General features: G+C 33.3%; 13 protein-coding genes. 2 read left to right on the forward strand and 11 right to left on the reverse strand.

The genetic code is table 11. The features are described from left to right. Positions 1-445 precede the first annotated feature (445 nt). The 3 genes from ybeY to CHLWT_RS03215 form a co-directional block, all read right to left on the reverse strand. Positions 446-850, reverse strand: coding sequence for an rRNA maturation RNase YbeY (gene ybeY / locus CHLWT_RS03205; RefSeq protein WP_111999906.1), 405 nt, complete (start codon positions 848-850; stop codon positions 446-448). A 310-nt stretch (positions 851-1,160) separates the two neighbouring features. Further along, positions 1,161-1,949 carry a flagellar basal-body rod protein FlgG gene (flgG, locus tag CHLWT_RS03210; protein ID WP_111970483.1) on the reverse strand — a complete coding sequence of 263 codons (789 nt, stop codon included), beginning with the start codon at positions 1,947-1,949 and terminating at the stop codon, positions 1,161-1,163. A gap of 12 nt (positions 1,950-1,961) precedes the next feature. Next, complete coding sequence (locus tag CHLWT_RS03215; protein WP_111985123.1) at positions 1,962-2,774, reverse strand: flagellar hook-basal body protein; 813 nt, start codon at positions 2,772-2,774, stop codon at positions 1,962-1,964. A 185-nt stretch (positions 2,775-2,959) separates the two neighbouring features. Between CHLWT_RS03215 and rpoD the strand changes: the two genes are divergently transcribed. After that, positions 2,960-4,846, forward strand: a complete 1,887-nt coding sequence (gene rpoD / locus CHLWT_RS03220; RefSeq protein WP_111968632.1) for an RNA polymerase sigma factor RpoD — start codon at positions 2,960-2,962, stop codon at positions 4,844-4,846. Positions 4,847-4,906: 60 nt separating this feature from the next. Here the strand turns inward: rpoD and CHLWT_RS03225 are convergent, their stop codons facing one another. From CHLWT_RS03225 to CHLWT_RS03255, 7 genes are all read right to left on the reverse strand, one after another. Further along, positions 4,907-5,656, reverse strand: a complete 750-nt coding sequence (locus tag CHLWT_RS03225) for a flagellin (RefSeq protein WP_111999905.1) — start codon at positions 5,654-5,656, stop codon at positions 4,907-4,909. A gap of 55 nt (positions 5,657-5,711) precedes the next feature. Beyond that, positions 5,712-6,998: a histidinol dehydrogenase gene (gene hisD, locus CHLWT_RS03230; protein WP_111999904.1), complete on the reverse strand. Its 1,287-nt coding sequence runs from the start codon at positions 6,996-6,998 to the stop codon at positions 5,712-5,714. 11 nt (positions 6,999-7,009) lie between these two features. Next, a complete protein-coding gene (locus CHLWT_RS03235; RefSeq protein WP_244948797.1) occupies positions 7,010-7,822 on the reverse strand; it encodes a 1-aminocyclopropane-1-carboxylate deaminase in 813 nt (270 codons plus the stop codon). Positions 7,823-7,874: 52 nt separating this feature from the next. Then, a complete protein-coding gene (locus CHLWT_RS03240) occupies positions 7,875-8,879 on the reverse strand; it encodes an OmpA family protein (protein ID WP_063998446.1) in 1,005 nt (334 codons plus the stop codon). After that, positions 8,866-10,179, reverse strand: a complete 1,314-nt coding sequence (locus CHLWT_RS03245) for a MotA/TolQ/ExbB proton channel family protein (RefSeq protein ID WP_111999903.1) — start codon at positions 10,177-10,179, stop codon at positions 8,866-8,868. The genes CHLWT_RS03240 and CHLWT_RS03245 overlap by 14 nt, the downstream gene beginning before the upstream one ends. Positions 10,180-10,264: 85 nt before the next feature. After that, positions 10,265-11,329 carry a class II fructose-bisphosphate aldolase gene (gene fbaA, locus CHLWT_RS03250; RefSeq protein ID WP_111999902.1) on the reverse strand — a complete coding sequence of 355 codons (1,065 nt, stop codon included), beginning with the start codon at positions 11,327-11,329 and terminating at the stop codon, positions 10,265-10,267. Positions 11,330-11,339: 10 nt separating this feature from the next. Next, positions 11,340-12,152, reverse strand: coding sequence for a peptidylprolyl isomerase (locus tag CHLWT_RS03255; protein WP_063998443.1), 813 nt, complete (start codon positions 12,150-12,152; stop codon positions 11,340-11,342). Positions 12,153-12,249: 97 nt separating this feature from the next. Here CHLWT_RS03255 and nth point away from each other — a divergent pair, with 97 nt between their 5' ends. Beyond that, positions 12,250-12,882 carry an endonuclease III gene (nth, locus tag CHLWT_RS03260; RefSeq protein WP_111975129.1) on the forward strand — a complete coding sequence of 211 codons (633 nt, stop codon included), beginning with the start codon at positions 12,250-12,252 and terminating at the stop codon, positions 12,880-12,882. Here nth and CHLWT_RS03265 read toward each other — a convergent pair. After that, positions 12,875-14,176 (reverse strand): adenosylmethionine--8-amino-7-oxononanoate transaminase, encoded by a 1,302-nt coding sequence (locus tag CHLWT_RS03265; protein WP_111999901.1) that lies wholly within the window; start codon positions 14,174-14,176, stop codon positions 12,875-12,877. The genes nth and CHLWT_RS03265 overlap by 8 nt on opposite strands. Between the last annotated feature and the right edge of the window lie 416 nt (positions 14,177-14,592).

The following is a 14,592-nucleotide window of genomic DNA, read 5'->3' on the forward strand; positions in this document are numbered from 1 at the left end:
TATCATATATAAATAATAAATCAAATAATATAAATTTTTAATTTACTTATATTTTTTAATCTATTAAAATATATCGTTATACACACGGCATCTCAGATTTTCATCTTTAGTGATAATTAGTTTTGCTTTTAATAGCTTGATTTTCTCGTTATGCTTTACAAGTTAGCCTTTGTAGCAACTAACTACATTTTGATAGTGTTTGGCTTGTGAGATAGTTTCAAGTTTTGCTATGCGTTTATTTTTAAAGGCGTATTTAAGGCAAATTGGCTCGTAATCTCTAGCTTGAGATTTTATCTGCTCTTCTTAGCCAACTCTCTTTGTGTTATACCTAAGATCACGGCATACTCTTTTTAACTATGTCTTTGCTTATTATCTATCCTTGTCTTTATGTCGGGTCGTATTTTAATAAAATCATTATATAAAAAACAGGGGTTAAATTTACCACTTAACAACCACTTCTGACAATTAAACTTTTTGGAAGAGAGAATTTCTCTATGATATCTATCTCTCTTCTTCTCATCTCTCCATCATCATTCTCATGATCAAATCCTAATACGTGAAGCAGTCCATGAATAAACAATAAAGCTATCTCATCTTCTACTTTATGACCTAGCTCTTTTGATTTTGAACTAGCTAAATCAATGTTTATAACAATAGATCCAATAGGGAAATGGGGTACATACTCAAGTGGAAAGCTAAGCACATCTGTAGTTTTATCTATATTTCTCTCTTTTTTATTTATCTCTTGCATTTCATCACTACTAACAAATACAAGCTCAATCTCTGCTTTAGTAAGCTCATCGCATATATCATCTAAAATACTAGGGTAATTTGTATCACAAAGTATCAAATTTAGTCCTTGATGTGAATTAAAGATATAATTATACCAAGAATTCTGATTATAAGATATCTCTATCAATCGCTTTTTATCTTTTAAAACTATGAAGAAATAGTTATAACAACTAAAAAGCTTGCTACATAGAAAATTATCTCTGTTGTCTTATTTGTAGCTTAGAATATAAATTTATAATTACGATCTTGCTCAAATATAGGCATTATGGAGCAAGATCAAATAACGTTGTCATCTTTAATATAAAAATAATCAACAGCACAAAAAAGTATAATAAACGCAAAGATTATAAATGAATATATCATTTTAATTATCTTTTAAGCTGATTGACTATAGAAAGCATATCATCGCTCGTAGTGATAGCTTTTGAGTTTGCTTCATAAGCACGTTGTCCAGTGATAAGATCAGTCATCTCTTCAACAAGCTGTACGTTACTCATCTCAACAAAATGTTGTTTTATCTGACCAAAACCGTCAGTTCCGCCATTTCCGACTACAGGAGCTCCACTCGCCGCAGTTTCTAAAAAATTGTTATCTCCCATAGCATGCAGTCCAGCTGGATTTATAAAATTTGCAAGTTCTATCTGTCCTATTTGCGTCATCTGTTGATTGCCCGGCTGAAGTACAGAAACAGTTCCATCAACGCCTACTGAAATCTCAGTAGCATCAGCAGGAATATTCATCTCAGGAAGTAGCCTATAGCCGTCGCTATTTACTATATTTCCATCGCCATCAAGCTTAAAAGCGCCATTTCTAGTATAAGCAGTGGTTCCATCTGGAAGTTGAACTTGAAAAAATCCATTGCCTGCTATTACCATATCAAGAGCATTTCCTGTTTCTTTAAAATATCCTTGAGTGAAAGTTTTTGTTATGGCTGTAGGTCTGACGCCAAGACCCACTTCCATACCAGTTGGGCTCATCGTCGTCGTGCTAGTAGGAGTCCCTGCGTATTGCATAGTCTGATACATAAGATCTGCAAATTCGGCACGATTTTTCTTATATCCTATAGTATTTACGTTTGCGATGTTGTGTGAAGTAGTATCTATCTGCGTTTGTTGAGCTACCATTCCAGTAGCTGCTGTATAAAGTGATCTTATCATAATTTATCCTTATTATGCTTTAGCCAAAGCTAATTTATTTGTTGCTTCTTGATTTAAATCATTCATATGTGTATTCATAACCCTTTGATACATATCAACAAGCCTATTTGTTTCTATAAGTCCCACCATTTCCAAGACTGGATTTACGTTTGAAATTTGAACATATCCTTGAGCTACAGAACCACTATCCTCGACATCTCTTAATTCATTTAAATTTGGTATCGTATAGAGATTATCGCCCTCTTTTTGTAAATTTCTAATCTCTCTTGGTTGAGCCATAAAAAATCTACCCAAAGGTTCATTTTGATTATATACATTTCCGTCTTTATCTATATTTATAGTAGCACCATCAGGAATTCTGATGCCTCGAACAATTGGCGGTTGATTTTCATAGTTGTTTGGCAATACTCTATATCCATCTTTTGTCACGATATAGCCTTCATTGTCCAAGCTAAAAGCGCCGTTTTTAGTCAGTCTCTCTCCATTTGGCGTATCTACAAGAAAAAATATATCCGATTTTCCTATAGCTACATCTAATGGATTATTTGAGACCCTAAGTCCGCCTGAACTAAAATCTGTATATTGTTCATCTATATGAGGCACTCTATCAATGGTGCGATTTAAAAATTTAGCAGCATCTTTTGTATTATTTTCTAATGGTAAAATATCTCTTGTTTCTTTAAAAATTCTCTCAAAGTCAGCGATAACGACATCATCTCTTTTGTAGCCGATAGTATTGATATTTGCTAGATTATTTGTGATGACATCAAGCCTATTAAACTGCGTAACCATAGCTCCTGTTGCTTGATAATAGCCGTTTTGCATATCTTCTCCTGCGTAGATTTTCTTAACTAAATCCAGTATAAGCAACTTGTATTCCAAATTTAAAATGATAGATTTTATACTCTTACAAAAAGTTCATTTTATATATTATTAATAAAAATTTGTGTATAATCCACAATTCTTATTAATACAAATCAGATAAAATCATACAAATAAAGGAGCTTTATATGAGTGCGGCAAAAGAGATTTTTGCACAAATTGAAGAGTTGTTTAAAGAAAATTCAAAAGGATACGTGACTTTTGAAAAGCTTGTAAGACTATTTGACAAAGCTCCAACAGCTGCTGCTATAAAAAAAGTAGAAGCTTTAGCAGGGTTACACAAAATACAGCTAATCAGTGCCGTAGAAGCAGCAAAATTAAAAACATTACAAGACGCAAAAACAAAAGAAGAAGATAGGTTAAATATCATAGATAATCCGCTCGAAGAAGAATTTGACCTTACTAGCGAAAACGAACTTTTAGAATGGTCTCGCTCAGATAGCCCTGTAAGAATGTACCTAAGAGAAATGGGACAAATTTCACTGCTTACAAAAGAAGAAGAAGTAGAGATCAGCAAAAAAATAGAACTCGGAGAAGACATTATCATAGACGCGTTTTGCTCAGTTCCATATCTTATAGATTTTATTCTTGACTATAAAGAGCCACTTATAAATAGGGAACGTCGTGTAAAAGAGCTATTTAAGAGTTTTGATGAAGAAAATGATGAGAGCGAAGAAGAAGATGATAGCATAGAAGAAGAGTATGAATATGATGAAAATGATGATTCTGAAAATAAAAACTCTGCTCTTAAAAAAGTTACACCTAAAAAACTAGACAAAAGATCTGAAAAAGTCATAGAAAGTTTCAAAGCGCTTGAAAAAGCTAAAAAAGAATGGATGAAAATCGTATCTAAACAAAATATCTCAGTAGAAGAAGAATCAGATCTAACTGCTAAGCTAAATTTGACATTCAAAAAGAAAGTCCTAAAAGACAAACTTATGGATCTTGGACCTACAAGCAAACTGATCAATGAGATAGTCAAATCCATGGAAACAGCTCTAAAAAGCGATGATGACTTTGATAAAGAGCTAAAACGTTTAGAATACCGTCTTCCTATGTTTAGCCCTGAGCTTAAAAAAAATCACCAAAGTATCCTTAAAGATATCACTAAATTAAGCAAAGAAGATATCACCGCAAGAGTTCCAGAAGCCACTATGGTTTCTACTTACGTGGAGATCAAAAAGCTATTTCAGACAAAAGAGGCTAGCAAAACAGGATTTAACCTTGAACCAAAAGATCTAAAAAACGTATTAGATCAGATCAAACGCGGTAAAAACATCAGCGATGATGCAAAAGCTAGAATGGCAAAATCAAATTTAAGGCTAGTTGTAAGCATAGCCAAACGCTACACTAACCGCGGTTTGCCGTTTTTGGATCTTATCCAAGAAGGAAATATAGGACTTATGAAAGCAGTAGATAAATTTGAATACAAAAAAGGCTATAAATTTTCTACATACGCTACATGGTGGATCCGTCAAGCCATAAGTCGTGCTATAGCTGATCAAGCACGAACTATCCGCATACCTATCCATATGATAGAAACGATAAACAAAATAAACAAAATAAACAAAAAATATCTTCAAGAAGAAGGTAAAGAACCAGATGTTAGCGTCATAGCTAAAGAAGTCGGTCTAAGCGTAGATAAAGTAAAACAGGTCATAAAGATCACAAAAGAACCTATCAGTCTTGAAGCTCCTATAGGCAGTGAAGATGATGGAAAATATGGAGATTTTGTAGAGGATAAAACAACTCTTAGCCCTATGGAACAGATATTAAAAGGCGACTTAAAAGAGCAAATAGACGACGTCTTAGATCAATTAAACGATAGAGAAAAAGCCGTCATCAGAATGCGTTTTGGTTTGCTTGATGATGAGAGCGATAGGACACTTGAAGAGATAGGAAAAGAGTTGAACGTAACAAGAGAACGTGTGCGCCAAATAGAAAGCTCAGCTATCAAAAAACTAAAACACCCAAAAGTCGGTAGAAAACTTAAAAATTATATCGAGGGAAACTGAGATAATTCTCTAAAACAGAGATAAAAAGGCGGTTTAACCGCCTTTTACACTATGCTAAACTTATCCAAGCAAATTTGCCATTTGAGATTGTAGTATTTGTGCATTGTGAGCCATCATCATAGTCGAACTATTTATCTTTATATTTGCATTTGTAAAATCACTTACATTATTTGCCAAATCATTATTTTGTAACTGACTTTCACTAGCTTTCGCAGATGTTATGGCGCTTAAATTTGAATTTATACCACTAATCAAACCATTTTGTGCGCTTCCGATATCAGAACGAAGAGAATTTACACTATCCATAAAAGATTTTATGGAATTTTGGTTATTGACATCTACTGAATTTATATTTGGAGCACTTAAATTTATAGAAGTCACGCTATTTCCGGTATTAAAATTTAAAGTACCACCAAATATGCTATTTCCGTTATATGAAGCCGAATTTATAGAGTCATTGATAGATGTCTTTATAGCATTTGCTTCACTGCTTATAGCTTGTCTTTCGTTTGCACCAAATACTGCGTTATTACTTCTAACAGATAGTTCATTTAGTCTATCTGCTCCAGAGCTTATATTTTGCAACACTCCATCTGCTATTTGAAGCATACCAATAGCATCATTTGCATTATTTACACCTTGAGATAGAGCATTTGACTGACTTAGCAAAGAGTCGCCTATAACCAAATTTGCACTATCTGTTCCACTTAAAGCACGCTGTGCCGCTATATTTCCAAGAGCTTTATTTGAACTGTTTTGAGCGTTATTCAAATAATAATTTTGCATACTATTTGTATTATTTACTTGCATACTTCACCTCCATTAGTGATCTATATATTTTATATTTTTATATGTAAATTTAAACTTAATTCTCATATCTAACTTTTACAGAAAGTTCGTGAGCACCCAAACCTTCGGCTTTTGCCAAATTCATACAATCTCTACCTAGTCTATCTATGGAAGCTTTATTCATAGATATGATAGAACTTTTTTTCATAAAATTGCCTACTCCAAGTGGCGAGAAAAATCTAGCACTTCCGCCTGTAGGCAATGTATGGTTTGGTCCGGCTAGATAGTCGCCTATCGCCTCTGGCGTAAAATGACCTAAAAATATAGCTCCAGCATGTTTAATACGCGGTAAAAAGTCAAACGCATTATCAGTAGCAATCTCTAGGTGTTCTACTGCTAAGGCGTTCATTAGCTCTATACTCTCATCCATATCTTTAGCTACTATTATGGCGGATTTGTTTTCTATACTAGCTCTAGCTATATTTTGACGACTAAGCGTTGGAAGTAAATTATATATTTCGTCTTTGACTTTATTTGCAAAATCAGCGTCAAAAGTTACCAAAAAACTACTTGCTATCTCATCATGTTCTGCTTGAGATAGTAAATCTATTGCTATATGATGAGGATTTGCCGAATTATCTGCTATGACTCCTATCTCGCTAGGTCCTGCTATCATATCTATATTTACATCACCAAATACAAGTTTTTTAGCAGTCGCAACAAAAATATTTCCAGGTCCTGTTATAACATCAACTTTCTTTATGGTTTTTGTTCCATAAGCCATAGCTCCAATAGCACTAGCACCGCCTACTTTATAGGCTTCGTTTATACCAAGAAGATGCATAGCTGCTAAAAGTAGTTCATTTACCTCACCGCCAACAGCAGGAGTGCAAACCACGATATCTTTTACACCTGCTACGATAGCAGGAACTGCGTTCATAAGCAAAGAGCTAGGATATGCTGCTTTTCCACCTGGGATATAAAGCCCAGCTCTATCTACTGCGGTAATCTTTTGTCCTAATATAGAACCATCATCTTCAAAACTAAGCCAAGTCTTTTCCAGCTGTTTTTCATGGTAGCGTTTAATCCTTTCAAATGCTACTTGCAAAGACTTTTTTAGTTCGTCGCTTATAGAGTCATAAGCATTTTTCATCTCACGCTGAGTTATGGCTAGATTCGATTTTACTTCCCAGTGATCAAATTTGGCTATTTGCTCATCTAAAGCTTCATCGCCACGTTTTTTTATATCTTCTATTATGTTAGTGACTATGCCCATAACATTTTGCATATCCAAATTTGAACGATTTACCAATTTATCAAATTCAATATCGAAATTTTTATCATCACTATACAATATCTTCATAATTTCTCCTTTTAAATACTCATTATATCATAATCTAATTTAAATTTTCGCTCATATCTAGGAATCAAACTTTCATTTCCTATGACACCGCCTTGATGGATATATAAAATTTCATTATCAAGCTTATCTAAATTTGATAATAAAGTTAGCCAACCTACACTATCATAAAGCAGTTCAAATTCTATATTCGTCTGTTTTTTTAGCTGGATATAAATCTCGAAAAGTTCTTTTTTTAAATCGCCAAAATGATATTTTTTAGGCGGATTAAGCAACTTTAGCTTTGAGTTTGGATCTAAATCTTTTATCTGAGAATTTAGATAAAGAGCATCACCAACACAAGGAGTAGTAAAAACGTCAAACTCAGGTAAATTTTTTGATAGATAAGTCGCGCTTGTACCTGTTCCACTCGGTAGAAAAATATCAAATTTAAGCCCTTTTTTCATAGCAAAATCTCTTATCAAATTAGCTTGAGTTTTAAATCCAACCTCAGCCTCACGCATAAAAACACCTTCTTCTATAAACAAATCTTTATCTGTTTTTAGGCTCAAAGCAAATTCGCGACATTTTTTATGGGTTATAAATTTCATTTTGTTACGCAAAGCATGAGCGTAGTTACCAACTGGATTTTGTAAAAGGTATGAGCTTATATGATCGCTAACGTAGATAAACTCAAGATTTTTAAGTCTAGCAAATACGCTCAAACTATACATCGCATTTGACTGGTTAGAACCATAACTAATGATACGTTTTACACCACTTAGGTCTAAATTTAAAAAATACTCAAGTTTTCTAGCCTTATTTCCGTTAAACTCACCACCTATCAAATCATCTCTAAGCACCCAAAAATCACGATCATAAAACCTTATGCGTTCAAAATTATCTATTTTTTGTCTCCAAAATATTGTTTATCTCTTGCATAGCGGATTTATCTGAAATGCTAAACTTTATCTCGATCCTACGCGAAGCTTCCTTGTCTTCAGCACCATTTTTATATATCAAATCACTAAAACTTCTACCGCTTGCTATCAGGTATTTTTGGAGATCTGGATCTTTGTAAAATGAGTATATAAATTTCATAACCTCATAAGCTCTTTTTTGAGAAAGCTCTAAATTATAAAGATAACTTCCATCGCTATCAGTATGTCCTTCTATAGTAATTCTATCGATATTTGGTCTTATATCGCTACTAAGTAAAACATCAAAATAAGTACTCAAAGTACGCCTTAGATCAAACCTTGCTTCGTATTTTAATACAAACGAATTCGTATCAAAAAGCACAGAAGATGGAAGAGAGATAGAACCAGAATCACTATCTATCCTTATATCACTTCCAAGTTTATCTTTAAGATCTGATATTACTTTTACTTTTATACCGCCAAGACTTTTTAATCGCTCTTTTGTAGCATTTAGATCACTTAAAAGCGTATCGTATTGAGTTTGAATTTGATCTAAATTTGATTTTAGATTATCTATTTGGAGATCTTTTTGACTAAGCGTTAAATTTAATTCTTCGTTTTCTTTATTTACCAAGCTCAAAGTACTATTCGTATCGCTAAGTTCTAAATTTAGCTCATCTAATCTTTTGTTAAAAAGTTCATTTATTTCACTTAAAGCTAAATTCTGATTTTGCATAGCTTGTAGTTTTTGCATAAAGTCCATTATAGCTTGTTCTTTTTGATTTATTTTATCGTTACTGATCTTTAAACTCTCTTCTTTTGAGCTTAAATCGAGTTTTAGACGATTTAAATCGCTTTGAGTAAGGACGTACTTGACTACTATAGCACCTATCAAAAGTATAAAAACAAACAAAAGCCCCGCCATCAAATCAGCGTAAGCTATCCAAAAATTGCTACTTTCGTCTTTGTTATCACGAATTTTCATTAGACTTTGCTTCCAATTTCTCTAAAACGACATTTGCATCTTTATCTATCTCTTGTAAGCTTTTCTTAAGGTCTTCTATGATGTATGAACTCTCATTTTTAGATGATGATTCTTCATCAAAAACATCTCTAAACGCCGTCATACCTTCTATCAGTCCGGTCTTAAATCCGTCTAAAGCAAGAGCTTGTTTATCTAGGATTTTAATGCTAAAATCTTCTAGGCTATTTTTAAAATTATTTATGTATTCATCTATTGAATTTACAGCCCTTTCTAATTTTGCAATTTTATCATCGCTAGTGCTTTGAAGTCTTGCATACTGCTCACTTAGACGAATTTGTAAATCTTTTAAATTTAGATTAAATGAATGTAAGACGTTTAAGATTTCGGCATGGACTTTAACTATATCTTTTTGATCTCTTTGAGCTTTAAATAACATATCCATAGTGTGTTTTATATGCTCACTGCTTAGTTTTACTGCATCTTCTTCCACTCTTAGCATATTTGAGAAACTTTGAAATTTTCTTTCTACGGTCTTATCAAGTTCATCAAAAAATTCACGCTTTCCAACATGCTCAAATATCGTACTAACTTTTTCAAAGTTTTTGAGACTCTCTTGCATATAGCGTTGCTCTATCTCTTCTTTGCTCCAAAAAAATAGCTTTGTAGCATTTTTCTGTCTATTTATAAGCCTTGCAAATCTATTCATTCCAAATTTTTCAAAAAATATCCACCAAAGAGCTAAAAAAATACCATAAATCGATACATAAAACGCTGTTCCTACGCCACTAAGCAGAGATGAAATTTCATTTTCAAGGGCAGTTGTATTTGTAGAGCTAAAGTTTGGCATAGAAATAGCAATGCTCAAAAAAGTGCCTAAAATTCCGAGCATAGGAAAAACTCCCGCACCGACTGCAGCGTAATTTTCATTTCTTACATCGGCTGAATATTTTTTAACAAATTCATCAAAGCTAGCATTTGATTTACTCTCTTTTCCTATTGTTAGCAGACTTTTCATTATGTAGTTTTTAAGCTCTTTTTTAAATTCATCTTTTCTTTGTTCAAATACAAAGCAACCAAACTCGGCACTATGTCTAGCAAAGATCAAAGCTATAAATAAAATGACTCCCATCATTATGATTGTGTGAAGCTGGGTATTGAATTTTATAACATTAAAAAAACCAAGAAGAAAGATAGCATATATCAAGATAGGAAGAAAAATTATCTTTAAATAGACCAAAAATGCTTGCCTACTTTTTCCCTCTGGTAAAACAAGCTCATTTAAACCATCATTTTTATCCATAAACATCCTTAAATTTATCTAAATTTAAAAATCAAAAAAATATCTAAATTTAAATAAATTTTGGCAGCAAAAAGCTACCAAAATATCAGTTTCTGCCAACGCAATTTAGGTTTTCAAAAGCTTCTAAAAGTCTTTTTACAACGCTTTCTTCGCCATTTCTTAGCCATTTTCTAGGATCATAATATTTTTTATTTGGCTTATCTTGTCCCTCTGGGTTTCCGATTTGTCCTTGCAAATAACTATGATTAGTAGCTTCATACTCTCTTACACCATTCCAAAATGCCCATTGAGTATCTGTGTCTATATTCATCTTTACGACACCATAACTAACAGCATCTTTTATATCTTTTATGTCACTACCGCTACCACCGTGAAAAACGAAATTTATCGGTTTTTCATCGCTTAATCCAAATTCATTCTTAACATAAACTTGTGAATTTTTAAGAATTTCAGGACGAAGTACGACATTTCCTGGTTTATAAACACCATGAACATTTCCAAAACTTGCAGCTATGCTAAATTTATCGCTTACTTCTTTTAGCTCTTTATAAGCATAGGCAACATCACTAGGCTGAGTATATAAAAGAGAGTTATCCACACTTGTATTATCTACACCATCTTCTTCGCCGCCAGTCACGCCAAGCTCTATCTCTAGGCCAATGCCTAACTCACTTAGATCTTTTAGATATTTTTTGCAAGTAGAAACGTTTTCTTCCAAGCTTTCTTCACTAAGATCAAGCATATGAGAGCTAAAAAGAGGCTTCCCAAAAGCTCTTTTATGCTCACGGTTTGCCTCTATAAGAGCGTCTATCCACGGAAGTAGTTTTCTAGCAGCGTGATCAGTATGAAGAACGACTGGCACTCCGTATGCTTCAGCCAACAAATGCACATGCTTCGCTCCTGCTATAGCCCCCAAAATATCAGCCTTAGGACACGCTTTTCCAGCTATAAATGAAGCTCCGCCATTGCTAAATTGAATAATAACTGGCGAGTTTGCTTTTTTTGCCGCTTCTAAAACTGCATTTATAGAGTTGCTTCCCACTACATTTACAGCAGGGATGGCAAAGCCTTCTTTTTTAGCGTGAGCGTAGAGTTTTGTGATATCATCACCACTTAAAACCCCAGCTTTTACAATATCCAAAACCCCCATTTTTTATCCTTTATTTATACTCTATCTTAGCGTCTTTTTTAAGAGCATCTACTTTCTTTTGCATAGCAGTTTTAAACTCTTCGCTTTTTAGTTGGTTTTCTATGTTTGTTTTTACTTCATCAAGGCTAAGGGTTGTTTGATCTTTAGCATCTTCTTTAAGTATAACGTGATAACCAAATTGACTTTTTACAGGAGTTTTTGTCATCTCGCCTTTTTTTAGTTTAAATGTAGCGTCTGCAAACTCAGGAACCATTTGAGAAGCTTTAAACCAACCAAGCTCGCCACCATTTGCAGCAGAACCTTTATCTATAGATTTGCTTTTAGCAAGTTCTGAGAATTTACTTTGAAGTGCATCGCCTTTAAGACCATTTAGACTTTTTATAATGTCTTTAGCTTCTTTTTCTGTTTGAACCAAAATATGTTTTGCTCTGCTTTGAGCTGGCATTACAAATTTATCTTTGTTTTTATTGTAAAAATCTTTAACTTTAGCACTATCTACTTTGAGACTGTCGAATTGTTTTTTCATCCATAAATTTATAGCAACGTTATCAGCAAGCTCATCTAAGAGTTTTTTAAACTCAGGATCTTTTTCTATACCTTCGCTTTTTGCTTGTTTTAGCATAAGTTTTCTCTCGATAATTCTAGTAACAAGATTTTTTTTCATCTCAGCAGGAATTTTATCAAGATCTGAACCATGAGCAACGCCCAAAGCTGGAGCTAAATCAGCGTCAGTTATCTCTTCTCCATTTACTGTAGCCAAAACAGCAGCATTTAAACTAACAGCTGCAGCTAAACTTAAAGCTAAAATCATACCTTTTTTCATACATAACCCTTTAAAATAAATTTAATAAACGGGTCAATTATATCCAAATACTAGTTAATATTTTTTAAAATTTATATTTTTTAGGTAAAATTAGCAAATGCGAACAAAACAAGATATACAAAAGATCAAAAATCTATTTTTAGAAAATTTCAGCGGTGCAAAAAGTGAGCTTAAATTTAAAAATCTATACGAGCTCGTAGTTTGCGTTATGCTCTCAGCTCAATGCACGGATAAAAGAGTAAATTTAATAACACCGGCACTTTTTGAGGCTTATCCAGATATAAAAGCTTTAGCCGGTGCAAATCTTAGCTCACTTAAGTTGCTTATAAACTCATGCAGCTTTTTTAATAATAAAGCTTCAAATTTAATAAAAATGGCAAAATCTGTAGTGGAAAATTTCGGCGGCGAAATTCCACTAAACGAAAAAGACCTAACTAGTCTTGCAGGAGTCGGACAAAAGACCGCCCACGTCGTGCTTATAGAACATCAAGAAGCAAATTTAATGGCCGTAGATACTCACGTATTTAGAGTATCTCATAGACTAAATTTAAGCAGTGCAAAAACTCCACAAGCAACAGAGGTCGATCTAAGCAAAGCATTTAAAACAGAGCTTAACACACTTCATCAAGCTATGGTTTTATTTGGCAGATATACTTGCAAAGCCGTGCGTCCAAGATGCGATGAATGCTTTTTGCAAACTCTTTGCAAGTGGAAAAATAAAACTATCTAAATTTGCTTAGCAACTCATCTAATACGCTCACAACATAACAAATTTGCTCTTTTGTTATCACATAAGGTGGCATAAAATAAATAGTATTTGCAAGAGGTCTTAGCAAAAGTCCTTTTTGCAAAGCTTGTTTGTATATCAAGTGTCCCATTCTTTTTTGCTTAAAGCCGACAAGATCAAAAGCTAGTATCATTCCTGTTTGTCTGAAGTTGTCTATGAAGTCATACTTCAAAAGCTTGCTAAACTCAGATTTTATAAATTTAGATAATTCTCTGTTCTTTTCTATAACATTTTCTTTTTCAAAAATATCAAGAGTAGCGTTCGCACAAGCGCAAGCAAGCGCATTTCCGGTGTAACTGTGAGAGTGTAAAAACGCTTTGTTGCTTTCATAAGTTCCATAAAATTCATTATAAATTCGGTCACTAGTCACAACAACGCTAAGTGGAAGATAACCGCCGGTTATCCCTTTACTAAGACATAAAAAATCAGGAACTACGTCGCAAAGCTCTAGCGCAAACAAGCTTCCAGTTCTACCAAAGCCGACTGCGACTTCATCAAAAATGATATCTACATCATAGCTTTTAGCAAGCGCATACGCCTTTTTAACGAAATCCGCACTATACATATTCATATCTCCAGCGCACTGAACCAAAGGCTCAAGTATAAATGCAGATAGCTGCTCGTGATGATTTTCTAAAACATTTTTTAGATCATAAAGAGCCTCTTCGTCGCTTACTTCCATACCTTTAAAGTTCATCGGAACTTTAGTTTGAATGGTTTTTATCAATATATTTTTATAGATTTTTTTGTAAAGCTCCACATCTCCAACACTAAGAGCTGCTATAGTTTCGCCGTGATATGAGTTTTTTAAATTTAAAAACAGCGGTTTGTTTTTGCCAAGAAGCAAATTTTTATGATAACTCATCTTTAAAGCTATCTCTATAGCACTACTTCCATTATCGCCATAAAAGCATTTATTTAGTGGCTTAGGAAGCAAATTTATCAGTCTATTTGAAAACTTTATAATTCCCTCATGACTAAAACCAGCCATGATCACGTGCTCTAAATTCATAGCTTGCTCACTAAGTTTTGCGCTTATGTATTCATTTGAATGTCCAAAGATATTTACCCACCAACTAGAGACGCAGTCGATGTACTCATTGCCATCAAAATCACTAAGCACGGCTTTCTTACCAGATTTTATAGGAATGATAGGAAAGTTTTCATGATCGCTCATCTGAGTGCAAGGATGCCAAATATGCTCTAAATCCAACTTTGATAGTTCTAAATTTGTCATTTTAGCCCTTTTTTGTTTAATTTTTAGCACATTATACAACTTGATACTAAAACTATGATAAAAAAATATCTTAAAAATAAGAGATAAATTTAGCTACTACAGATCCTGCTAGCATCGCTCATAAAATATTTAACCATAATCTTTACTGGCTACTGGCTAAGAAAATACTTTAAGTTTCGGTCTTGCCTTATATGATTTATTTAATCTTTAAATTTTATTATTTTTGATTCTCTTAAGTCTATTTATGCCAAATATTGTATATATTTTGCTAATCCTTTAATCTGCTTGTCGCTTAGTTAAATTCCTTATAGGGATAAAATTAAAGATAGATATGCTTTTAAAGAATTATCCTTAATTTTAAGGTATAATTTTTTAAAAAGTAGAATAATTCTTTAAAACTAAAAGGATAAATTTAT

This window comes from Campylobacter hyointestinalis subsp. lawsonii (assembly GCF_013372165.1).
GTDB lineage: Bacteria > Campylobacterota > Campylobacteria > Campylobacterales > Campylobacteraceae > Campylobacter > Campylobacter lawsonii.